Genomic DNA, 22828 nt, shown 5'->3' with positions numbered 1-22828 from the left:
GTCGTCCCGGGCGGGCGCTGCGGTGGTGCGGGTCAGTCGCCGTCGGCGATCCGTGCGGCGAGGTGGGCCGCGAGGAGCGCGACGGTGGGGTACTGCCAGGCGACGTCGGGGTCCACGGGCAGGCCCCAGCGGTCCTCGGCCTCCCCTGCCAGGGCGACCGCCTGGAGGGAGTCGAGGCCGTACTCGGCCATCAGGACGTCCGGCTGTATCTCGTGGCCGGCCCGGTCGAGGAGGATGCCGATGCGCTCGGCGAGCCAATGGCGGACCACGATCTCGGACACGGTGTGCGAGTGCGCGGTCATCGCGGCTCACCCGGGGTGATGACGGCGGCGTACTCGCTGTCCAGGCGTCCGGTGGTGAACAGGTCGCGCATCGCGGACCGTTCGATCTTGCCGCTGGTGGTGCGGCGGACGGCACCGCGGCGCAGCAGCAGCACCGCTGCCGGGACGACGCCGAAGTCGCGGGCGACGGTCTGCCGGAGGGCGGTGGCGAGCGCCGCGAGGCGGGGCTCGCCGAGTCCGGCGCGCACCTCGTGTGTGACGACGAGGGCCGCCTCGGGGTCGCGGGGGTCGCTCGGGTGGACGGGCGCGGTGAACACGGCGCCCACGTTGGCGAGTTCCGGATGGGAGGTGCGCAGTTCGTGTTCGATGTCCTGGGGGTACAGATTGCGGCCGCGGAAGATCATCACGTCCTTGATGCGGCCGGTCACGTAGAGCTCGCCGTCGTGGACGGTGCCGAGGTCGCCGGTGCGCAGGTAGCCGGTGTCGCCGTCGGCGGTGGTCGCGCGGAAGGTGACGTCGGTGGCGTCCTCGTCACCCCAGTAGCCCTGGGCGACGTTGGGGCCGCGCAGCCACAGTTCCCCGATCCGGCCGGCGGGCAGGCGGCGGCGGGTCTCCGGGTCGACGACGGCCACGTCGAAGCCGTGGGCCGTGCCGTTGCTCGGCAGGTCGCGGCCGCCCGCGGCGGTGGGCACCGGCCGGAATTCGCGTCGCGCCAGGGCGTCGCCGTCGATCGTGGTGACGACGGGCTCGCGGGGCGGGGCTCCCGAGACGAACACCGTCGACTCGGCCAGGCCGTAGCAGGGTGAGGCCGCCTCGGGACGGAAACCCGCCGCGGCGAACCGCTTGGCGAACTCGGTCGTCGTGCCCGCCTGAACGGGTTCGGAGCCGTTCACGGCATAGCGCCAGCGGGACAGGTCCAGGCCTTGGATCTGCTCGTCCGTCACCTTGCGGCAGCAGTAGTCGTAGCCGAAGTTGGGCGCGGCGGACCACACCACGTCGTAGGTGTCGATCATGCGCAGCCAGTGGTGGGGGCGCTTGAGGAAGGCCGTCGGGTCCATCAGGACGCAGGTGCTGCCGTGGAAGAGGGCGGGCAGCGTCTGTGCCATCAGGCCCATGTCGTGGAACTGCGGGGCCCAGCCGCCGAACCGGGCGCCCTCGGGGACCTCGAGGGTGGAGCAGAGGGTGGCCGCGTTGGTGAGCAGGTTGCCCTGGCTGATCATCACTCCCTTGGGGGTGCCCGTCGACCCGGACGTGTACTGGAGGAGGGCCAGGGTCCCGCGGTCGGCGGCCGGCGGCTTCCAGCCGTCGGGGGCCGGCAGGTCGGCGGCGTCCGCGACGAGCAGGGGCAGCTCGTCCAGGTCCTCCTGGTGCGCCCAGTCCCGGACGGCGGGGAGGTTGGCGGTGTCGGTCAGGACGGCGGACGCCCGCGAGTCGGCGGCGATCGCGCTGACCCGCCTGCGCTCGTGCGGGAAGCGGCCGGGCAGGGGGGCCGGTACGGCGACCGTCCCGGCGTACAGGCAGCCGACGAACGGGACGATGAATTCTGCGGGCTGGCAGAGCAGCAGAATGCGGGACCCGGCGGGAAAACGGCGCCGGAGCCGCACGGCGAGCTGCCGGGCGCGGGTGTCGAGTTCTGCGTGAGTGAGATGCACGGCATCCCGCCGCTCCGGATCGCGCACCCATATGAGCGCGTCCTGTGCGGGGCGTTCGGCGGCCCAATACCGAAGGATTTCCGTGGCATTGGCAGCGGTGCTGACTTCCGACATGACCGTCGATTCCTCGATTCTGCGGTCAGGAATTGATGCACGATCATCGACGGGCTGCGACGCTAGTCGGCCCGCGAAGTAGGCGTCAAGGAAAAAGATCTCGGTCGGGGGTCGCACCCACTGCTTTCCGTGGGTTCCCCGGATGGCTTCATACAGGGTTTTAAAGTCTGGACTTCAGTAGTCCCGCGACGGCCAGCAGGGTGTTTCACTCCCGCCTGAATGACCGTGGCGGGCCGGTCCGGGCGGGATGCGGGGCGGTTCATGCCGCGGGCTGCCGGAACTCACCCGTGATGCGCTGTTCACCATTTCCGGAACCGCGTCCGGATTCCCGTACGCGCATGCCCAGCAGGGCCATTCCGAGGGGGGTCACGGTGTGCAGGACGGTATTGCGATTGCGGTGCGTGGTGATGAGTCCGGACTCCCGGAGAACCGCGGTGTGCTGGCTGGCACCCGCGGAGGAAATGCCGAGCGCTTCGGCGAGTTCGGAGGTGGTGTGCGAGGCGGTGAGGGCTCGCAGGGCCGCCGCCCGGGTCCGGCCCACCAGCGCTCCGAGCGCCTGCCCGGTGTTGTCGGGCTCGTCCCACAATCCGGCGGCCTGGGGGAAGTCCGGCGACACGGCGAACACCAGGGCAGCCCCGCCGCTTTCCGGCAGGGAGCGGATCAGCACGGCGGGCTGGTGCACCAGGAACAGGGACGGCACCAGGACCAGCCCCCGTCCGTCCAGGTGGACGTCCCGGTCGGGTCCCGGCAGCTCCAGGACCGGGCTCTGCCATTGGATCTTGGAGTGCAGGGTCTCGAGGAGCCGGTCGATCCCACCGGTCATGGTGATGCGGCCGCGGGCGTTGCACTCGTGCTCCAGCTGGTTCAGCACCCGGTTCCAGTACGGGGCGAGGGCGTACCGCCACACGTCCCGCACGGCGGCCAGGGCCTCGTCACGACCCAGACCTAGGGCCCGCAGAGCACGGTCGCCCTCGTCGGGGGCCGCGTCGACCAGGCAGAGCAGATCCCCGGGCGCCCGTAGCCGGCCCTGGGGCGAGGCGACCAGCGCGGCGAGCGCGGTGCGCTGGCGCAGGTGCTGGGCCAGCCGGTGACGCCAGCGCAGGTGCGCGGCGCTGCCGGGGCGGCCGAGCAGCCCCAGGGCGAAGACCGTCTCCGCGACCTGGCCGAGTGTGGGGCTCAGCCGGGTCCGTGCCAGGTCTTCTGCCGTGAAGTGGATTCTCTGCACTGTCCGTTTCTCCCCCGGGACGGTCCGGTCGGTGTGCGACCGGTGCGGTACAGGCCTGTGCCGAAGCGTCGGTCGGGTCGCCGTCAGGCGGCCTTGCCGGTCTCCGCGTCCTGCAGCCCGAGGATCCGGACCGCTTCGTAGTACAGCGTCGCGAGGCTGTCGCACTCGGTGCGGCGCTCACCGCTGTAGGCGGCGCACACCCGCTTCAGATCCGCGTAGAAGGCGCTGTCCAGACGGTCCTTGTTCGCGGCGAACTGGCCGGCGGCCTTGTAGTTGCGATAACCGAAGTCGTGCCGGGCGCAGGACAGCGCGAACGGATACCCGTAGGGATTGTCAGGGGACGTGGTGCAGTAGTCGGTGGACCAGTCGAATCCGTACGCCGCCCAGGCCGCCTGATTCTGCCGAGCGGCGTTCCACGACTGATAGCTGGAGGCACTGGTCTGCGTCCATCTGGACAAGACTTCCGGTTTGTCGGCCGGAGCGGCATGCGCGGGAGCCGCGGTGAGAAGTGCGGCGGCCACCGCGGCCACAGCCGCACCGGCCGAAAGACGCATCTGACGAAGCATGCTGGACACCTCCGGGAGACAGGGAACGGCTCATCTGAGCCAGGCGGGCGGAAAGCGGAGTCGCCCGCGCCGACTCAGTTTGCGGAACCCGGATATGCACGCTTTATCGAGCGACTATGGCGGCGGCTTATTCGGCGGCCGGGAGGACTCGGGCCGATGACGGGGACGGCACCCCCGGGCCGGGTTCACCGGGCGCTGACGCGGGCGGTCGGAGCGTTGCGGCGGATGCGGTTGGTCAGCCGCAGGGTCGCCGCCTCCAGGGACTGCTCGGCCGGCAACTGCCCGGCGTGCAGCCTCAGAAGGTGTGCGTAGCGGTAGCTCAGGCAGCCGACGGAGCGCATCCGGCGGCCGGCTTCGAGGAGGTTGAGGTCGACGAGCCGTTCCAGCCGGTCCTCGGCGTCCGAGACGCTCGTGTGCAGCACCTCGGAAGCGGTGCGCACGTCGAAGTCGTCGCCGGGGATCACGCTGAGGGCCTGGTAGGTGGCGGCGATGTCGGGCGGCAGCCGGCGCACGGCCCGGTCGAAGCAGTCGCGCAGGGAGGTCTCGCCGTGGCTGAGCGTCTCCAGGCGGCGCTCGGGGTCGGCGAGTCGGTCCACCAGATCCACGATGCGCCAGTGCGGTTTGTTCTCCAACCGGACGCCCGCCGCCCGTATCGCCAGCGGCAGCCGGGCGCACAGCTCCAGCAGGCGGTGCACGGCCTCCGACTCGGCCGTGATCCGGTCCGCTCCGATGATCGAGGCGAGGAGCGCGACGGAGTCCGCGTGCCCGATGGGCCCCAGGCGCAGATCGGTGGCGCCCCGGCTGTGCATGAACCGCTCCAGGCCCGCGACCAGGACGCAGCACTGTCCGCCTCCCGGCAGCAGCGGCTCGACCTCGGAGAACGAGGCGGCGTTGTCGATGATGACGAGCACCCGCCGGTCGGCGAGGGTGCTGCGGTACGCGGCCGAGCACTCGCCGAGGTCCTGCGGCATGTGGTCGTGGTGGACGCCGAGGGAGCGCAGGAAGCGCTGGAGCACCGTGAGGGCGGTGCGCTCGGGCGAACCCGAGGCGGCCTCCCGCAGATCGACGTACAACTGCCCGTCGGGGAAGTGCCGTGCGTTCTCGCGGCCCCAGTGCACGGCCAGCGCGGTCTTCCCGATGCCGGGGCTGCCGCTGATGAAGCAGACGGCCGTACGCCGACGCGCGGTCTGGGCCAGCAGGTCGTCCAGCGCCCGCAGTTCCCTGTGCCGACCGGTGATGTCGGCGGCGTTCAGTGGGAGTTCGGAGGGGGCTACCACGGGTTCCGTGACGCTGTGCAGGTCGGCCGACGGAGCGGGAACGGTGTCGTTGAGGATGGCGTCGTGCAGCGCCTGGAGTAAGGCCCCTGGTTCGAGGCCGAGTTCGTCGATGGACAAGGCGCGTCCCTCGCGGAAGGTGCGTAACGCCTCGGCGCGCTGGCCGGCCCGGTACTGGGCGCGCATCAGGGTGGCCCGCAACTGCTCCCGCAGCGGGTGGGCGTGCAGAAGGGCACTCAACTCGCCGATTATGGCGCGGTGTTCTCCCAGCTCGGTGCGGATGGTCATGAGCTGTTCGGTGGCGAGGAGCCGCTGCTCCGACAAGTGCACCGCCGCTGTCTCGGCGAACTGCGCCGGTACGTCGCTCAACGCCGGCCCGCGCCATAGCCGCAGCGCTCCCTTGAGCACCTCGGCGGCCTCCACGAGCCGGCCCTCCTGCCCCAGGCTGTAGCCGGACTCCACCTCCCGGGCGAACTCCACCGTGTCGACGCGGTGCCCGGCGATGTTCAGCCGGTAGCCGGGCTGCACCGTCTCGATGACCTCGTCCGTGCAGCCGGCGCCGCGGAACAGCTTGCGCAAGGCGGCCACGCAGATCGACACTTGGGTGCGGGCCGTGCGCGGGGGCCGTCCGTCCCAGACCTCCGCCACGAGGGAGTCCACGGAGACCACGCGTCCCTGCTCCAGAAGCAGCCTGGCGAGCAGTGCGCGCTGGCGCACCCCGCGGACGGGCATCAATGTCCCGCCGACCCTGACCTCGAGGGAGCCCAGCAGTCTGAAATCCAGTCCCGTACCGGGCTGTTCTCTCCCGTCCTGTGCCTCGGTGAGACCGTGGCCGGATATTGCTCGTGGATCGTGCTCGGCGTATGCCACCTCGACAACCTTCCCCCGTCTAGCACACGAGACATGCGTTCACTTCACATGGATCACTGTGATGACAACGAGATCTTTACACCCCTCAGGCCACAACCATGCGCTGTTTCCCGCCACGTCCCGCACGGCACGACAGCCGGGTGTGGGGCGTCAACGCAGAGGACAGCAGTCCGAGTTGTCCACTCGATAACCGCCGGATGCACCGCGCATAGCTCCAGGGCGCATGATCGCCCGCAGAGTACGCCGCCCTACCGAAGTGGAGGAGCCCTTGCCCCGCTCGCCCTTCCCCCAGACCGGCTCCGTCGGCCCCGCGGCCTGGGCGGAACTGGTCCGTGCCCCGGCCGCGTTGACAGTCCCGGGGGACGTGATCGCCGGCGCGGTGTCGGCCCGCCGGCCTCTGGGCCGTCGCGTCGTGGGGCTCGCCGCCGCGTCCACGTGCCTGTACTGGGCCGGAATGGCCCTCAACGACTATGCCGACCGGGAGATCGACGCCCGCGAGCGGTCGCACCGGCCCGTCCCGTCCGGGAGGGTGCGGCCGGGCACGGCCCTGGCCCTGGCGGCTGCCGGCACGGCGGGCGGGCTGGGGCTGGCCGCACTGTCCGGCGGACGCCGCTCGCTGTGCACCGCCGTGCCGCTGGCCGCCCTGGTCTGGGCGTACGACCTGTCGCTGAAGTCCACGCCGCTCGGGCCCGCCGCCATGGCCGGGGCACGGGCTCTGGACGTCCTGCTGGGGGCCACCGCGCCCGGCCCCGGGACGGAGGCGGCACTGCGCCGGGCGCTGCGGCCCGCGGCGCTCATGGCTGCGCACACCGGTGCCGTCACGGTGCTCAGCCGGCACGAGGTGGAGGGAGCGCACCCGGCACTGCCCGCCGCCGCACTCGCCGTAACCGCCGCCATCACCGCCGCGGCCGCCGCACCCCGAGTCGCACCGCCGCACGCCACCCCCCACAACGCCCCGGCCCCGTCCTCGCACCCGCCCCGCGCCGCCCGCCGCCCCCTCTTCGGCACCCCGGCCCACGGCGCGTCCGCGGTGCTGGCCGGGCTGTACGGCGTGGTCGCCGGCGCCGCCCAATACGCCGCCGTACGGGACCCGCGCCCGGACCGGGTCCAGCTGGCGGTGCGAGGCGGCATCCACGCAATGGTGCCGCTCCAGGCCTCGTTGACGGCCCGCGCCGGTGCGGTCGCCGCGGCGGCCTCCGTGTCCGCCCTCCTGCCGCTGGCCCGGCGCCTGGGCCGGCGGGTGGCTGTCACATGAAGGCCCCCGGCGGGCCGGAGAGGGTGGCTCTCCCGGCCGGACCCGTGGACGCGACCCTGTTGCGCGCGGCGCTCGACCAGGACCTCGCCCCGCCGGCCCGCCACTGGCTGCGGGAGTCCCGAGCCCGGGTGGCCGCCGAACCGGGCGCGCTCGCGGGGCTGTTCCCCGCCGTGGGGCGCCGCTGCGGGCGCGGCGTGCTCACCGCGCTGCCCGAGTGGCTGACGGAGGACGCCGCGCGGACCGTTCTGCTGCTCGCGCTGCCGCCCCACGACGCGGGCCTGCCGCCCGAGGTGGTGTCCTGCTACCACGACGGGGACGCCGAGGAGCGCAGGGCCGTGCTCAGGGCCCTGCCCCTGCTGGACGCCGGCGACGGCGGTCTCCCCCTCGTCGAGGACGCCCTGCGGTCCCACGACACCCGGCTCGTCGCAGCGGCGGTCGGACCCTACGCGGCCCGCCGACTGCCCCCGGGGCCCTGGCGGCACGCCGTGCTCACGTGCTTGTTCACCGGAGTACCGCTGACCGCCGTCGCGGGCCTCGAACGGCGGCTGGACGCGGAACTGGTCCGCATGCTGCACGACCTGGCGCGGGAGCAGCGGGCCGCCGGGCGTCCCGTACCACCCGAGATCCCGCCCCTGCTCGAGCACTTCGCCAGGAGATGAGGCCCGATGCGCATCCTCGATCCGCACATCCATATGACCTCCCGCACCACGGACGACTACCGCGCCATGCGCGCGGCGGGGGTGCGGTGCGTGGTCGAGCCCTCGTTCTGGCTCGGCCAGCCCCGCACGTCCGTCGGCAGCTTCGCCGACTACTTCGCGTCCCTGGTCGGCTGGGAGCCGTTCCGGGCCGCGCGGTTCGGCATCGCGCACCACTGCGCGGTGGCGCTCAACCCGAAGGAGGCCAACGACCCGCGGTGCGCCGGGGTGTTGGACATCCTGCCCCGCTATCTGGCCAAGGACTCCGTGGTCGCCGTCGGCGAGATCGGCTTCGACTCGATGACGGACGCCGAGGCGAAGGCGTTTACCGCCCAGCTCGAACTGGCCGTCGCCGAAGGGCTCCCCGCCCTGGTGCACACCCCGCACCGGGACAAGGTGGCCGGCACGGCCGCGTCCCTGGAGCTGGTCGCGGCGTCCGGGATCGACCCGGGCACGGTCGTGCTGGACCACCTCAACGAGGTCACCGTCGATCTGGTCGCCGGCACCGGCTGCTGGATGGGGTTCTCCGTCTACCCCGACACGAAGATGGACCCCGTCCGCATGGTGCGCATCCTGCGTGAGTACGGCACCGAGCGCGTGCTGGTGAACTCCGCCGCCGACTGGGGGCACAGCGATCCGCTGCTGACCCGGGCCACCGGCGACGCCATGCTCGCCGCGGGATTCACGGAGGACGACGTGGACCGGGTCCTGTGGCGCAACCCGGTGGAGTTCTACGGGCAGAGCGGACGACTCCGCCCGCTGCTCGACGAGCCCGACGGCACTGCGCCCGCCGAGCACGAGGGCAACTCGATCGTGCGCGGACCGCGCTGAGGAGGGTTCGATGAGATTCCGGCACGCCGACGGCACCGCCGTCCACCTGTCGTACGGGACCAATGTCCACGACGCCGACGACCTCGGCGATGTCGTCGCGCTCCTGGACCGGTACGCCACGCCGGTGCGCGAGCGGCTGGGCGCGGACCGGCTCGGGCTGGGCCTGTGGCTGCCGGAGCCGGCCGCCACGGCGCTCGCCCGGGACCCCTCGGACGTGGACCGGCTGCGCGCGGAGCTGACGGCCCGTGGCCTGGAGGTCGTCACGCTCAATGGCTTTCCCTACCGGCACTTCCACGCCCCCGTGGTCAAGCGCGACGTCTATCTGCCCGACTGGTCGCATCCGGCCCGCCTCGGCTACACCCGCGATCTCGCGGCCGTCCTCTCCCGGCTGCTGCCGGACGACGCGGTACGCGGCAGCGTCTCGACCCTGCCGCTGGGCTGGCGTGCCTTCTGGTCGCCGGCCCACCGGGAGCGGGCCCTGGCCCACTTCGACGAGCTGGGCCGCGAACTGACCGCGCTGGCCCGGACGTACGGCCGCGCGGTGCGCGTCGGCTTCGAGCCGGAGCCGGGCTGTGTCGTGGAGGGCGCCGACGAGGCGGTCACCCATCTCTCCGGGCTGGACCCGGAGACGTTCGGCGTCTGTTTCGACACCTGTCATCTCGCGGTGGCCTTCGAGGAACCGGCGGACACCCTGGCCACCTGGGCCGGCGCGGGACTGCCCGTGGTGAAGGTCCAGGCGTCGTGCGCCCTGCACGCCGACGATCCGTCCGGCCCGGCGACCGCCGCGGCGCTCGCCTCGTTCGTGGAACCCCGGTTCCTGCACCAGACCAGGGAGGCCGTGTTGGGCTCCGGGCGCGTCGGCTGCGACGACCTGGACGAGGCGCTGCGGCCCGGTGCCCTGCCCGGCCGCGGGCCGTGGCGGGTCCACTTCCACGTCCCCCTGCACGCCTCCCCCGCCCCGCCTCTGCGCAGCACACGGCCGGTGCTGGAGTCCGCCCTGTCCGCGCTGTTCGCCGGGGAGCGGGCGCTCACCGATCACGTCGAGGTGGAGACGTACACCTGGTCGGTCCTGCCGCCGGAGCAGCGGCCCGACGGGCCGGAGGGCCTCGTGGAGGGGATCGCCGCGGAGCTCGACTGGGCCCGCCACCACCTCACCGGCCTCGGCCTGAAGGAGGTGTCCGGATGAGCCGGCGCCAGGTGGTCGTGCTCTGCACGGTGGGCGTGACCCGTCGGCTGCTCGCCCACATGCCGCACCTGCGGGCCGTCGGGGAACGGGGCTTCAGCGCCCCGCTCGACACCGTGTTCCCCGCCGTGACGTCGACGGTGCAGGCGTCCCTGGTCACCGGCCGGGCGCCGCGCGACCACGGGGCCGTCGCCAACGGCTGGTTCGACCGCGACCGCGCGGAGATCCGGTTCTGGGGACAGCACGCCGGTCTGGTCGCCGGCGAGAAGGTGTGGCAGGCCGCCCGTGCCCTGGACGACCGGCACCGTACGGCCTACCTGTGCTGGTGGTTCGCCATGGGCGCCGACGTGGACACCCTCGTCACGCCCCGGCCGGTCTACCGCTACGACGGCCGCAAGGAACCCGACTGCTACACCCACCCGCCCGGGCTGCGCGACGTCCTCACGCACACCCTGGGTCCGTTCCCGCTGTTCCGCTACTGGGGCCCGGCGGCCGACATCACCTCCACCCGGTGGGTGATCGACGCGGCCCGCTTGATCCTCGGCAGCGCGGCCCCGGACCTGTCGTTCGTCTACGTCCCGCACCTCGACTACGACCTCCAGCGGTACGGCCCCGAGGGGCCCGAGGCGATCCGCGCGGCCCGCCGGGCGGACGCGGCGCTGGCCCCGCTGCTGGCCGAACTGGACGAGCGGGGAGCGACGGTTCTGGCCCTGAGCGAGTACGGCATCCGCCCGGTCTCGCGCCCCGTCGACATCAACCGGACCCTGCGCCGCGAAGGACTGCTCGCCGTGCACGCCCAGCGCGGCATGGAGTACCTCGACCCGCACATCTCGCGGGCGTTCGCCGTCGCCGACCACCAGGTCGCGCACGTCTACGTGCGGGATCCGGCGGACGTGCCGCGTGTGCGGGCCGTCGTGGCGGGGCTGCCGGGCGTGGAGCAGGTGCTCGACCGGCAGGGTCAGGCGCGGCTGGCCGTCGACCACCCGCGGTCCGGGGAGCTCGTCGCGGTCGCGGAGCCGGACGCGTGGTTCACGTACTACTACTGGCTCGACGACGCACGCGCGCCGGACTTCGCGCGGGGCGTGGAGATCCACCGCAAGCCGGGCTACGACCCGGCGGAGCTGTTCTTCGACCCCGGCCGGCCCGCGGTCCGGCTGCGCGCCGGGCTGACGGTGCTGCGCAAGAAGCTCGGTATGCGTGCCCCGATGACGGTGGTGCCGCTCGACGCGTCCCTGGTGCGGGGCAGTCACGGCCGGCTGCCCGACAGCGACGACGACGGGCCGCTGCTGCTGTGCTCCGAACCGTCGGCGGAGCGCCCACGCTACCGGGCCACCGACGTCAAGCGGCTGATCCTGCGGCTGTCGGGGCTCGGCGGGCCGTGACGGGGACACGGGGAGGGCCGGTTCACCCGGCGGCGGCCAGTTTGGCGGTCACGGTGATCCAGTCGTCGAGGACCTGCGCCGCCGTACCGGAGTCGACCGCCTCGGCGGCCCGGTCCCATCCCGCGGCGAGCCGTTCGGTGACGGTCCGTCCGCCGGGTTCCAGTGCGGCCAGGCCGGCTGCGGCCGACAGCAGCACGGCGTCCCGTACCGGGCCGGGTTCGCCGTCCAGCACCCGGCGGGCGACGCGGGCGTTGTGGGCCCGGTCGCCGCCGCGCAGCGCATCGACCGGGGCGCGGGGGACGCCGATGTCCAGCGGGTCGAAGCGGCTCTCGTGGACCTCGCCGTCCTGGACCGACCAGATCGTGGAGGTGGTGGTGACGGTCAGTTCGTCGAGTCCGTCGTCGCCGCGGAACACCAAGGCCCGTGTGCCGCGCCCGGCCAGCACCCCGGCGATCAGCGGGGCCATGCGGCGGTCGGCCACGCCGACGGCCTGGGCGGTGGGCGCAGCGGGGTTGGACAGCGGCCCGAGGACGTTGAAGACGGTGGGGACGCCGAGTTCGCGCCGGACGGCGGAGGCGTGCCGCATCGACGGGTGGAAGAGCGGGGCGAAGCAGAACGTGATGCCGGCCCGGGCGACGGTCTCCGCGGCGTGGTGCGCCGGCAGGTCGAGCGGGATGCCCAGTTCCTCGAGTACGTCGGCGGAGCCGCAGGCCGAGGACGCGGACCGGTTGCCGTGCTTGACGACTCGTGTCCCGGCGCCGGCCGCGACGACGGCCGCCATGGTGGACACGTTGACGGTGTGCGCGCCGTCGCCGCCGGTGCCGACGATGTCGAGCGTGGGGCCCGGCACGTCCACGGTGTGCGCGTGCGCGGTCAGCGACCGCACCAGGCCGCTGATCTCCTCGACCGTCTCACCCTTGGCCCGCAGGGCGACCAGGAACGCCGCCATGCGGGCGGGGGTCACGGTGCCGCTCATCGTCTCGTCCATGGCCCACGCGGTCTCGTCGGCGGACAGGTCGCGCCGGTCCAGCAGCGTGGTCAGCAGGGCGGGCCAGCCGGGTTCATGCGTGCTTCGGGTCACGTCGGTTCTCCCTGGGGTCGGTTCGCCGCGCGAGCGCCGGCGGGACGGGGCCGGCGGTGCGTCCGGTCCCAGTCTTCGCAGGGCGGTGAGCCGTCCACCAGACCATTCGCAGTGGTCCCTTGCGGTCCAATCACCACAGGAGGGTGGAACATGAGCTGGCTGCCGTCGATCGAGGTGTCCCGCGCCGCGGGCGAGTCCCTGACCGCGCAGATCCAGCGGGTGCTGAAGCGGGAGATCACCGAGGGGGTGCTGCACCCCGGGACCCGGTTGCCGCCGAGCCGCCGGCTCGCCGACGACCTCGACGTCTCGCGCAGCGTGGTCGTCGAGGCGTACGGGCAGTTGATCGCCGAGGGCTATCTGGAGGCCGTGCAGGGTTCGGGGACGCGGGTGGCGCGCCATCTGGCGACGACGTCGGCGGCGGTCGTGCCCACGCTGCTGGACGAGGGCCGGGTGCCGGCCGTGCGCTGGGATCTGCGCTCGGGCCGGGCCAATGTGTCGCACTTCCCGTACCGCGAGTGGCTGGCGGGATACCAGCGCGTCCTGCAGACGGCCCGGCAGGGCGATCTCGACTATCCGCCGCTGTCCGGAGTGCCCCGGCTGCGTGAGGAGTTGGCCCGCCATCTGGGCCGGGTGCGGGGTGTGCGGACGGCGCCGGGCCAGGTCATGGTGGTGTCCGGGTTCGCGCACGGGCTGGGGCTGCTGTGCGCGGCGCTGCCCGGCCTCGGCATCGGCGAGCTGGCCATGGAGGAGCCGGGGCTGCTGCGGCAGCGGGAGTTCGTGCTGGAGGCGGGGATGCGCCCGCGAGGTGTGCCGGTGGACGACGACGGCCTGGACGTGGAGGCGCTGGCCCGCACCGGGGCGCGGGCCGTGCTGGTGACGCCGTTCCACCAGTTCCCCACCGGGGTGGCGCTGTCCGCCGAGCGGCGTGCCGCGCTGGTGCGCTGGGCCCGGGATGTGGACGGCTACGTCATCGAGGACGACTACGACGGCGACTTCTGGTTCGAGCGCCGCAGCCGGCCGCTGGCGCTCCAGCGGCATGCCCAGGACCGGGTGGTGTACGCGGGCACGGCCTCCAAGACGCTGGTGCCGGGACTGCGGCTGGGCTGGCTGGCGGTACCGGACCTGCTGCTGGCTCCGTTGGAGCGCGTGCGGGCCCGCCGCGACCTCGGTTCCGACAGCCTGACGCAGTTCGCCTTCGCCGAGCTGCTCGGCTCGGGCGCGTACGACCGGCACATGCGCCGGCTGCGGGGGCGCTACCGGCTGCGCCGGGACACCCTGGTGGAGGCCGTGCGGCGCTTTCTGCCGCAGGCCCGGCTCGGCGGTCCGGCCGCCGGTCTGCACGCGTATCTGCGGCTGCCGCGCGGCACCGACGAGGCCGCCCTGGTGGCGGCGGCGCTGCGCCGGTCGGTGCTGGTGCGCGGCGGGCGGGACTTCCACGGCCGCCCGCCGGGCACGGGCCCCGCGCTGGTGCTGGGGTACACGGCGCTGCCCCGGTCGGGTCTGACGGAGGCGGTACGGGCGCTCGGCGCGGCCTACTCGGAGATGGCGGGCCGGACGGCGCCCGCACCGGCCCGGATCGCGTGACGGCCGGTGGCCAGGTCCAGGAAGTTGTCCAGCATGGCGAGTCCGGCGTGGGTCTCGACGGACTCGGGGTGGAACTGCACGCCCTCGACGGGCAGGGTCCGGTGGCGCAGTCCCATGACGTAGCCGTCGTCCGTGGAGCGGGCGGTGACCTCGAGGACGTCCGGGAGGGGTTCGCGGACGACGAGGGAGTGGTAGCGGGTGACCACCGGTTCGTCGGGGGCGCCCCGGAACACACCGGCCCCGTCGTGGCGGAGGGTGCTGGTGCGCCCGTGCATCAGGTGCTCGGCGACCGTCACGTGTCCGCCGAAGGCGAGCGCGACGGCCTGGTGGCCCAGGCACACGCCGAGCAGCGGCACTCGTCCGGCGAAGGTGTGCACCAGCTCTACGTGGCCGCTGCCGGCGGGGTGCCCGGGGCCGGGGCCGAGCACCACGGCGTCCGGGGCGAGCTCCGCCAGCTCCCACGGGGAGCGGGTGCCGGAGCGCACCACCTCGGTGGTGGCGCCCAGGGAGCGCAGATAGCGGTCGATGATGTGGACGAAGCTGTCGTAGGCGTCCACGAGCAGCACCTTCACGACCGCTCCTCCCGTCCCTGGGTGTCGTGGAGTTCGCGGCCGGTCAGCGCCCAGTACGTGGCGGCCATCTTCGCCAGCGTCTCGGCCCACTCCGCGGCGGGGTCGGAATCGGCGACCATGCCGGCGGAGCTCTGCGTGGCGTAGGTGCGCCCGTCGTGCACGACGGACCGGATGCACAGGGCGAGTTCGCTCCATCCGCGCACATCGACGAGACCGACGGCGCCGGCGTAGGCGCCGCGCGGCTCCTCCTCCAGTCCGTCGATGATCTCCATGGCGCGGATCTTGGGGGCGCCGCTCATGGTGCCCGCCGGGAAGGTCGCGCGGATCGCGTCCCATGGGCCCGCCTGCGGCCGGAGCCACCCGGACACCGTGGACACCAGGTGGAACACGTGGGAGAAGCTCTCCACCGACATCAGCCGGTCGACGGGCAGTGTGCCCGGTTCGCTGACCCGGCCGATGTCGTTGCGGCACAGGTCGACCAGCATGATGTGTTCGGCGCGCTCCTTGCGGCTGTTCACCATCCGCGCGATGTTCCGCTCGTCGGCCGCGGCGTCCGGCCCGCGCCGGGTCGTCCCGGCTATGGGCCGCATGAGGATGCGGTCCCCCTCGATCCGCAGGTACAGCTCCGGGCTGGCCCCGATCAGGACGCTCCCGGCACGCGGTACGAGGTACATGTACGGCGACGGGTTGCGGCCGCGCAGCCGCCGGTAGACGTCGACGGGCGTGAGGTCGGTCTCGACGTCGATCCGGTGGCCGATCTGGATCTGATAGATGTCGCCGACGCGGATGTGCTCCAGGCACGTCGCGGCCCAGCCGAGGAAGGTCGCCCGGTCGACGCTGTCGCGCACCGAGCGGGGTTCCGGCGCCTCGGGGTGGCCGACGGCCGGCGACGCCTGCGCGCGGTGCGCCAGGGCGGGCGTGACGCGTGCCGGTACCCGCTCGAAGCCGGGGCCGTGCGCGCGCCGCAGCTGGACCGCGCCGGTGTCGCGGTCGTACCAGACGGTGTCCCGGAAGAGCGTCAGCGTGACGTCCGGTGTGGCGGACTCGGCGCGCGGGGGGAGTTCCTCCATGTGCCAGGCCGCCTCGTAGGAGAAGGTGGCGAGAAAGCCGAAGGCGTACGTGGTCGCGGACACGCCGGTGTCCAGCCGGAACAGCGTCCGCGCCCGTTCGAGGAGGTCCCACACCTGGGCGGAGGTGTGGAACGCGCGGCTCCCCGGTACGCCGTCGCCGGTCATGCTGGCCGTGTCGGCGGCGGCGAGGAGGGCCGCGCGGAGCTCGGGGAGCCCGTCCACCTCGATGCGGTGCGCGTACACCCGTACCTCGGCGAGCCGGCCGCAGCCGACGACGGCGGGCCTGTGGTCCTGTTCCGGGCCGACGGGGCTCTCGGTGAGGAACACGTCCTGCTCGCCCGCCTCCTGCCGCAGCAGCGCGTACAGGTCGAACGGGGCGTGCGGCGGCAGCTCGGCCGTGGTGACACGGACGTCGAGGCGCTGCGCGGATGATTCCCGGGATTCGTTCTCCGTCCGCTCGCCGGGCTCCGGCGGTTTCTCCTCCCGCGGTCCTTCCTGCGGGAGAAGTGCGTCCGCCGGTGTTCCTGTCCTCGCTGGCATTCCGGCCCCATCCGTCGTGAACTGCTGAATCGGCGTCATGAGACAAGCAGTTTCCGCCCGGCGGCGACCAGACCAATTCCGTGGAATGCGTGCGGTCCATTCCCTGCGCCGCTTGACCCTTTGTGAAAGCGAGTCTTGTATGGCGGCCATCCCCCACGCACTGGAATGGGAGCCACATGAATCCGACGCATTCACACGTCGTGGACGACTGGCGTGGTCTGCCCGCCGCCCAGCAGCCGGAATGGCCCGACCGGAAAGCGCTCCGCCGGATCACCGAGGAACTCGCCGCCGCTTCCCCGCTCGTGCTGGTCGAGGAGTGCGACCGGCTGCGGGAGCTGCTCGGGGCGGCCGCACGCGGGGAGGCGTTCGTGCTCCAGGGCGGCGACTGCGCGGAGACCTTCGCCGGGTCCACCGCCGATGCCGTGCAGGGCACGCTGAGGACGATGCTGCAGATGGCGCTGGTCCTCACCCACGGGGCCTCGGTCCCGGTCGTCAAGGTCGGCCGGATGGCCGGGCAGTTCGCCAAGCCCCGGTCCAGCCGCACCGAGACGCGGGACGCCGTCACGCTGCCGTCGTACTTCGGCGACGCGGTCAACGGCCTCGAGTTCGCGCCGGAGTCACGCCGTCCCGACCCGGCGCGGCTGCGTACCGCCTACGAGACGTCGGCGGCCACGCTCAACCTGGTCCGCGCCTTCTCCCACGGCGGCTCGGCCGACCTGCACCAGGTCCAGAGCTGGAACCGCGGGTTTCTGACGGACACGCCCGCGGCCGCCCGGTACGAGCGGCTGGCCGGCGAGATCGACCGGACGCTGGCCTTCATGCACGCCTGCGGGGTGGACCCGCGGCAGCTGCGCACGACGGAGTTCTTCACCAGTCACGAGGGGCTGCTGCTGGACTACGAGGCGGCGCTGACCCGGGTGGAGCGGGAATCCGGCCGGGTGTACTCGGCCGGGGCCCATCTGCTGTGGATCGGCGAGCGCACCCGTGACCCGGCGGGCGCTCACGTGGAGTTCTTCTCCCGGATCGCCAACCCGGTCGCGGTCAAGCTGGGCCCATCCACCACCCCGGACGAGCTGATGGCGTACGCCGACCGGCTCGACCCGGACCGGACCGCGGGCCGTCTGTCGTTCGTGGTGCGGATGGGCCGGGACCGGGTACGCGATCTGCTGCCCGTCCTGGTGGAGAAGGCCGCCGGCAACGAGGTCAAAGCCTGCTGGCTGACGGACCCGATGCACGGCAACACATTCAGCGCCGGCGGGCACAAGACGCGTCGCTTCGACGACGTGCTGGACGAGGTGCGCGGCTTCTTCGAGGTGCACCGGTCCCTGGGCAGCCGCCCCGGCGGGCTGCATCTGGAGCTCACCGGGGACGATGTGACGGAGTGCCTGGGCGGCGGCCGGGCCATGGGCGTCGAGGACCTGCCGCGCGACTACACGTCGGCCTGCGACCCGCGCCTGAACCACAGCCAGTCCCTGGACCTGGCGTTCCTGGTCGCGGAGATGCTGCGGGACGCGGGGGAGACCACCGGGCGGGACGCGACCGCGGCCATCGGGCGGCGGGACGCTCAGCCGGCGTCGGGGGGCCAGGACGCGAACCTGCGGCGTCCGTAGAGCAGCGGGAGTGCGTCGCCGAACTCGGTCAGGCGCACCACCTCCCCGAACACGATGCGCTGTCCCCCCACCCGTACGGTGCGGGCGACGGCGCAGTCGGCCACGGAGTGGGCGTCCTTCGTCAGATGGGGTCCCGCGGCTCCGTCGGGGAAGTCCCACGCCGTCGCGTGGAAACGGTCCTGCGCGCCGGAGGCGAACCGCTCCGCGGTGGGCCGCCCGGCGGTGTGCAGCAGGTTCACGGCGAACGCGCCGCTGCCCAGGACCGCGTCCAGGGTGGGGCTGCCCACCCGCATCCCGACCAGCAGCGTCGGCGGGTCGACGGCCACGCTGCACAGCGAGGAGCAGGTCATGCCCCAGGGGCGGTCCTCACCCGGATCCACGGCCGTGACGACGGCGACCCCGGTGGGGAACCCGGCCATGAACGCGCGGAATCGCGGCGACATCGCCTCGGAGACAGGGCCGCGCAGTTCACCGGGGGTTGAGATGGCGTCCATGTGTTTCACCGCCCGTTCGGGGTCGCGGGCGGTGCCCCGGCCATGGTGGCGGCGGGGACACGCCGATCGATGGCCCACAGCAGCGGGCCGCTGAGTGCCGTCGTGACGAGCGCCATGACGACCAGTGCGAGGTACAGGGCGGGGGCGAGGATGCCCGCCTGATAGCCGATCTGGAGGACGGCTATCTCCGTCAGGCCGCGGGCGTTGAGCAGCGCGGCCAGCTGCAGGCGGGTCCGGCGGGAGCGCCCGCCCAGCCACGCCCCGAGGTAGCTGCCCACGAGCTTCCCGGCCATGGCCAGCGCCAGAGCGAGCAGCACGGCCGTGCCGGAGAAGGTGCCGAGCGGCTCGGCCCCGAGGCCCACGCCCGTCACCGTGAACAGCAACGGCAGGACGGCCCTGCCCCAGCCTCCGACGGTCCTGGCGGCACGGGTCCACACGCCGTCCTCGCCGTCGGCGGGGAGGGCCAGGGCGACCAGGACGGCACCGAGCACGTCGGTGAGTCCCAGCCGTGCGGTGCCCAGCGCGGTGCCGGCGGCCACCACGGCGATGACCGCCACCGGCACCGCCGGGCCGACCCGGCCGGCCCAGGCGAGGGCGGGTCCGCTGCCGGCCGCGCGGCGCACCGCCCACGCCAGCAGCAGCCCGGCCACGAACACCGCGTACGGGGTCGTCCGGCCGCCTCCGGAGGCGATGCCGACGGCGATCGCCAGCAGCCCCCAGGTGACGGCGTCGATGGTGACGGCGACCGCCATCGCGAGCCGCCCGGTCGGGGTGTGCTGCAGGTCCCGGTCCTCCAGGATGCCGGCCAGCACCGGCACCGCTGTCACGGCCAGGGAGATCGCCAGCATCAGCACCAGCACCCCGGCGGGCGCGTCGCCCTGCAGGGCGGGGTCGCCGCTGTGCAGCACCCAGAGGGCGAACAGCGCCCCGCAGGCCATCGGCAGCAGCGCGGAGCCCGCCGCGGTCCACAGCAGGGCCCGGCCGGACTGCCGTCCCGCGGTTCCGCCGCGGATCTCGTGGACGGCCTTCACCAGGAACAGCGCGAGCCCCAGATGACCGGCCGTCTCCAGCAGCCGCCATCCCTCCACGTCGTGCGGCCACGGGCCGAAGGCCGCGGCGAGCAGCCCTCCGGCCAGCAGGCACGCCATGATCTCGCCGACGATCCCCGGCTGCCGCAGCAGCCGGGCTGCCCGCCGCCCGAGCAGCGTCGCGGGCACGACGACGGCGAGCGTGAGGACGGTCGGACCGTACGGAATGGTCTCCACGTCCGCCCCGTCAGTGCATCTGGGCGAGGTACTCGTACTGGCTGGGCAGCCGCGACACGAGTTCCTTGGACTGGTCGCGCAGCATCTGGAACTCCCGCTCCGCGCCTGCGCCGTCCATCAGGCGCAGCGCGGCCGGCGGCCGCAGCTCCAGTCCGCCGAGGCCCAGCAGCATGGCGTGGTAGGAGTACGCCTCGAAGCCGTGGTAGTGCGGGTAGATGTTCTCGGCGGTCGGCGTGCGGCTCTTCCAGATCTCCAGCCGCTCGGCCAGCCCGTCGGGCAGGACGCGCTTCTTGGCGTCACGCCAGTAGTCGTTGTCGGCGCGGGCGGCGCACCGGTAGTGCAGGACGAGGAACTCCCGTACACCGTCGATGGCGTCCGCGACCGTACGGTTGTACGAGGCCTGGACGCCCGGGTCCCAGCTCTCGTCCGGGAAGTGCTTGACCAGCTCCTCGATGCCCTGCTGGATGAAGAAGATGCCCGTGGACTCCAGCGGCTCGACGAACCCGCTGGACAGCCCGATGGCGACGCAGTTCTTGACCCACGACGAACGGCTGCGGCCCACCCGCATCTTGATGTGGTTGGCCTCGAGGCCCTCCGCGCCGGGGCCCGCGAACTCCCGGAGCGTGCGCTCCGCCTCCTCCGGCGTGGTGTAGTCGCTCGCGTACACGTAGCCGGTCCCGACCCGCCCGAAGAGCGGGATGGTCCAGATCCACCCGGCGTCCTGTGCCGTCGCCGTCGTGCACGGCCGCAGCCCGCGCTGCTCCATGTCCACGGGCACGCGCAGCGCGACGGCGCTGTCGTTGGGCAGCATGTCCTGGAACGACTGGAAGGGCACGTCCAGCGTCTGGTTGATCAGCAGCCCGCGGAACCCGGTGCAGTCGACGAACAGATCGCCCTCGACGTCCCCGTGCTCCCGCGTCCGTACGGCGCTGATGAAGCCGCGCTCGTCCTGTGCGACCTCCACGACGTCGTCCTCGATGTGCCGGGCGCCCCGCTCGGTGGCGTACTCGGTGAGGAACTCGGCGAGCAGGCTGGCGTCGAACTGGTAGGCGTACGGGAACTGCGTGTCCTGCTCGGCGAGCGTGCTCCGCTCGGCCTCGCTGTCGCCCCGCTCCTTGAACTCCTGCTCGAACAGCGTCCCGTCCAGGTGGCGGGGCGAGCGCTCGGCGTCACAGATCGCTGCCATGAGGAACACGTCCTGGTCGAACCGGTCGCCGGTCCTGCGGTCCAGCCACCAGTCGGTGATCGGGAACCCGTCCACCTTCCGCAGCCGCTCGAAGGGGTGGTAGAAGTAATGCCCCTTACGCCGCCAGTTCTCGAACCGGATTCCCAGTTTGTACGTGGCATTGCACCGGGGCATCCATACGTTCTCCGGCAGCCCCAGATAGCTGAAGAAGTGCCGTACCGTGCTGAAAGTCGCCTCTCCGACCCCGATCGTCTTGATCCTCTTGGATTCCACCACCGTTACGGAAATGCGCTCTCCGAACGCGGCGCGCAGATATGCGGCGGTCATCCACCCGGCCGTGCCGCCCCCGACGATCACAACTTTTTTCAGCACGCGATTCTCTCCCCGGTCGCCCGTCAATTGATGAGCTGAAGTCGCATGAGCCTAGGCAGATACTTCAGGAAGCCTCCACAGGGGCGCCAGGTTCTTAAGCCTCCGCGGAAAATCCCATGCCAGCACCGCGTTTCCGGCCCCCGCTGCGGTTGCTGGAGGCAACGATCCAGCCGTTTTTCCACCCCGTCCGGGGCCGGGGCCAAAGCCGGGGCGTCGTTCCCTCTCCAGAGCCCGACAGGCGCTCCGGCAGGCCGCGTCAGAGGTCGCCCGGCAGGCCGAGGCCCGTGAGGGCGCCCACCGGGTCCATCGGCGGGCGGCCGTGCAAGGTGCTGCTCGCCCACACCGACGCCCGTCACAGCGCGCCGCGGCCGACCGCGGAAGCCCCTCGCCGACACGCTCGCCCGCGCTGCGGAACGGTCCGCATCACGCACGATGACATCGCCCTGCTGATCACCCGTCGCCATTCGAGTTGTCGGGGGCTTTCAGCCGGGCCAGGTTCCGGTCAGGCGGCACGTGGCGGTGGCGTCGGGCGCGTCCTCGTCACAGCCAAGCATCTGCCACGCCTGCTGAGCGCCGCGCCGGCGATCATGCCGTTGTCGGCGGTCAGGGCGAGACCGACTGGCTTGTAAGCGATCGTCGGGGCTTTCCTCTGCTCACCGTTTCCCGCGGCGGCATGCCAGCCATACGAGCGCGGCACCCACGGCCGCCGCCAGCAGCACGGTTCGGTTGTCCCGCGCTGCCCGCGCCCCCTGGGCTGCTTTCTGCCGCACTGGTTCGGGCGCCTTCTCCTGGAGCAGGTGACCCGTCCGGGCAGCCTTGTCCCGTGCCTGCTCGGCGGCGTGAGCCGCCTTGCCCTTCACCGGATCCGGCAGCTTGTCCTGCACCTGATGTGCGGCCTCAGCTGCCTTGGCCTTCAGTTCCCCGGCCTTCACGGCTGCCTGCTGCTTGACGTCAGCGGCCTTCTCCTGTGCCTTGGTCGTCTTGACATCGGTCCTGGCTGCCAGCGACTCGATCGTCTTCCCGAGCCCCTGACGGGTCCCCTCGATCTGCTCGCGCAGTTCCTCGGGGCTGGAAGCGGTCTGCTCGTCGTGAGGCGGCTGGGTCATCGCTGTGCACTCTCCTTGATCTCGGCCACGTCGGCCTTGACGCTGTCGATCGTCTGCTGGGGTGCCGGTGGCGCACCCTCGCTGATCTGCTTCTTGCCGGTGAGGGCCATGAGCGCGGTGATCGCGCCCAGCACTGCGGTGATGATCAGCGCCGCGGCCCATACCGGCAGCGGCACGGCGAGGGCGGCGATGGCGGTGGCCGCGAGAGCCTGCAGGGTCAGGAAACCGACGATGCCGGCACCGCCGAAGAGGCCGCCGCCCTTGCCGTACCGCTTGCCCTTCTCCTTCATCTCCGCCTGCGCCAGCCTCAGTTCGCCGCGCACCAGCTCCGTCAGCTGTTGCGAAGCCCGTTGCACCAGCTCACTGACCGGCTCCGCACCGGAGTCCTGCGTCTGTCGGCTGGGTCCGGCGGAGTGCGACTGTGCACTCGACACGACGATCACCTCCCGTCCTTCCTGGTCCGCGCCGGGCGGGCCACGTTGGTGCCCGTCCGCCTGGCGAGGGCGCGAGTACCCCGAACGGGCCAGTAGGGACACTGCTACGACCACCCGCGTGAGAAGCCGCTCGTGTCCAGGCCGGCTGCCGTAGCGCTACCGTGCCCGTACGTCTACCCGCCGGCC

The 22828-nt window shown here is 72.7% G+C and carries 20 protein-coding genes; 7 read left to right on the top strand and 13 right to left on the bottom strand.

The annotated features are described in order from the left end of the window. Positions 1 to 32 precede the first annotated feature (32 nt). From A4E84_RS32720 to A4E84_RS32700, 5 genes are all read right to left on the bottom strand, one after another. Positions 33 to 302, bottom strand: coding sequence for an acyl carrier protein (locus A4E84_RS32720; RefSeq protein ID WP_062930001.1), 270 nt, complete (start codon positions 300 to 302; stop codon positions 33 to 35). Beyond that, entirely contained in the window at positions 299 to 2047 is a 1749-nt protein-coding gene (locus A4E84_RS32715; RefSeq protein ID WP_079129205.1) for a fatty acyl-AMP ligase, read from the bottom strand. The genes A4E84_RS32720 and A4E84_RS32715 overlap by 4 nt, the downstream gene beginning before the upstream one ends. A gap of 259 nt (positions 2048 to 2306) precedes the next feature. Next, a complete protein-coding gene (locus tag A4E84_RS32710) occupies positions 2307 to 3272 on the bottom strand; it encodes an ArsR/SmtB family transcription factor (RefSeq protein WP_063827529.1) in 966 nt (321 codons plus the stop codon). Between the two features lie 83 nt (positions 3273 to 3355). Continuing rightward, entirely contained in the window at positions 3356 to 3826 is a 471-nt protein-coding gene (locus tag A4E84_RS32705) for a phospholipase (RefSeq protein WP_240004007.1), read from the bottom strand. A 197-nt stretch (positions 3827 to 4023) separates the two neighbouring features. Continuing rightward, positions 4024 to 5829 carry an AfsR/SARP family transcriptional regulator gene (locus A4E84_RS32700; RefSeq protein WP_159029643.1) on the bottom strand — a complete coding sequence of 602 codons (1806 nt, stop codon included), beginning with the start codon at positions 5827 to 5829 and terminating at the stop codon, positions 4024 to 4026. Between the two features lie 421 nt (positions 5830 to 6250). Here A4E84_RS32700 and A4E84_RS32695 point away from each other — a divergent pair, with 421 nt between their 5' ends. Genes A4E84_RS32695 through A4E84_RS32675 form a run of 5 tightly spaced genes read left to right on the top strand, consistent with a single transcriptional unit; the run spans position 6251 to position 11328 of the window. Next, positions 6251 to 7237 carry an SCO3242 family prenyltransferase gene (locus A4E84_RS32695; protein WP_062929997.1) on the top strand — a complete coding sequence of 329 codons (987 nt, stop codon included), beginning with the start codon at positions 6251 to 6253 and terminating at the stop codon, positions 7235 to 7237. Beyond that, positions 7234 to 7896 carry an EboA domain-containing protein gene (locus tag A4E84_RS32690; RefSeq protein WP_062929996.1) on the top strand — a complete coding sequence of 221 codons (663 nt, stop codon included), beginning with the start codon at positions 7234 to 7236 and terminating at the stop codon, positions 7894 to 7896. The genes A4E84_RS32695 and A4E84_RS32690 overlap by 4 nt, the downstream gene beginning before the upstream one ends. 6 nt (positions 7897 to 7902) lie before the next feature. Continuing rightward, positions 7903 to 8763 carry a TatD family hydrolase gene (locus tag A4E84_RS32685; protein WP_062929995.1) on the top strand — a complete coding sequence of 287 codons (861 nt, stop codon included), beginning with the start codon at positions 7903 to 7905 and terminating at the stop codon, positions 8761 to 8763. Between the two features lie 10 nt (positions 8764 to 8773). Next, a complete protein-coding gene (gene eboE, locus A4E84_RS32680) occupies positions 8774 to 9949 on the top strand; it encodes a metabolite traffic protein EboE (RefSeq protein WP_062929994.1) in 1176 nt (391 codons plus the stop codon). After that, positions 9946 to 11328, top strand: a complete 1383-nt coding sequence (locus A4E84_RS32675) for an alkaline phosphatase family protein (RefSeq protein ID WP_062929993.1) — start codon at positions 9946 to 9948, stop codon at positions 11326 to 11328. The genes eboE and A4E84_RS32675 overlap by 4 nt, the downstream gene beginning before the upstream one ends. A 22-nt stretch (positions 11329 to 11350) precedes the next feature. On the opposite strand, the gene trpD is transcribed toward A4E84_RS32675, so the two are convergent. Further along, positions 11351 to 12409 (bottom strand): anthranilate phosphoribosyltransferase, encoded by a 1059-nt coding sequence (gene trpD, locus A4E84_RS32670; protein ID WP_062929992.1) that lies wholly within the window; start codon positions 12407 to 12409, stop codon positions 11351 to 11353. Between the two features lie 150 nt (positions 12410 to 12559). On the opposite strand from trpD, the gene pdxR reads away from it, so the two are divergent. Further along, a complete protein-coding gene (pdxR, locus tag A4E84_RS32665; protein ID WP_062929991.1) occupies positions 12560 to 13993 on the top strand; it encodes a MocR-like pyridoxine biosynthesis transcription factor PdxR in 1434 nt (477 codons plus the stop codon). On the opposite strand, the gene A4E84_RS32660 is transcribed toward pdxR, so the two are convergent. Both A4E84_RS32660 and A4E84_RS32655 read right to left on the bottom strand, forming a co-directional pair. Then, positions 13942 to 14565 (bottom strand): anthranilate synthase component II, encoded by a 624-nt coding sequence (locus tag A4E84_RS32660; RefSeq protein WP_062929990.1) that lies wholly within the window; start codon positions 14563 to 14565, stop codon positions 13942 to 13944. The two genes, pdxR and A4E84_RS32660, sit on opposite strands and share 52 nt — an antisense overlap. Continuing rightward, complete coding sequence (locus A4E84_RS32655; RefSeq protein ID WP_079129203.1) at positions 14562 to 16175, bottom strand: anthranilate synthase component I family protein; 1614 nt, start codon at positions 16173 to 16175, stop codon at positions 14562 to 14564. Before A4E84_RS32655 ends, A4E84_RS32660 begins: the two co-directional genes overlap by 4 nt. 176 nt (positions 16176 to 16351) lie before the next feature. On the opposite strand from A4E84_RS32655, the gene A4E84_RS32650 reads away from it, so the two are divergent. After that, on the top strand, positions 16352 to 17785 hold the full coding sequence (locus A4E84_RS32650) for a class II 3-deoxy-7-phosphoheptulonate synthase (protein WP_079129202.1): 1434 nt from the start codon (positions 16352 to 16354) through the stop codon (positions 17783 to 17785). Here A4E84_RS32650 and A4E84_RS32645 read toward each other — a convergent pair. The 5 genes from A4E84_RS32645 to A4E84_RS32625 form a co-directional block, all read right to left on the bottom strand. Next, complete coding sequence (locus A4E84_RS32645) at positions 17740 to 18279, bottom strand: flavin reductase family protein (RefSeq protein ID WP_079129201.1); 540 nt, start codon at positions 18277 to 18279, stop codon at positions 17740 to 17742. The genes A4E84_RS32650 and A4E84_RS32645 overlap by 46 nt on opposite strands. Positions 18280 to 18284: 5 nt before the next feature. Continuing rightward, positions 18285 to 19544, bottom strand: coding sequence for a cation:proton antiporter (locus A4E84_RS32640; RefSeq protein ID WP_062929989.1), 1260 nt, complete (start codon positions 19542 to 19544; stop codon positions 18285 to 18287). Between the two features lie 10 nt (positions 19545 to 19554). Beyond that, entirely contained in the window at positions 19555 to 21102 is a 1548-nt protein-coding gene (locus tag A4E84_RS32635; RefSeq protein ID WP_079129200.1) for a tryptophan halogenase family protein, read from the bottom strand. A gap of 653 nt (positions 21103 to 21755) precedes the next feature. Further along, entirely contained in the window at positions 21756 to 22208 is a 453-nt protein-coding gene (locus A4E84_RS32630; protein ID WP_062929988.1) for a DUF3618 domain-containing protein, read from the bottom strand. Next, positions 22205 to 22642 carry a phage holin family protein gene (locus A4E84_RS32625; RefSeq protein ID WP_237305027.1) on the bottom strand — a complete coding sequence of 146 codons (438 nt, stop codon included), beginning with the start codon at positions 22640 to 22642 and terminating at the stop codon, positions 22205 to 22207. Before A4E84_RS32625 ends, A4E84_RS32630 begins: the two co-directional genes overlap by 4 nt. Positions 22643 to 22828: the final 186 nt, after the last annotated feature.

The organism is Streptomyces qaidamensis (genome assembly GCF_001611795.1).
Taxonomy (GTDB): Bacteria; Actinomycetota; Actinomycetes; order Streptomycetales; family Streptomycetaceae; genus Streptomyces; species Streptomyces qaidamensis.
The sequence above is the reverse complement of the archived record's forward strand: the minus strand, read 5'-3'. Positions and strand labels throughout refer to the sequence as shown.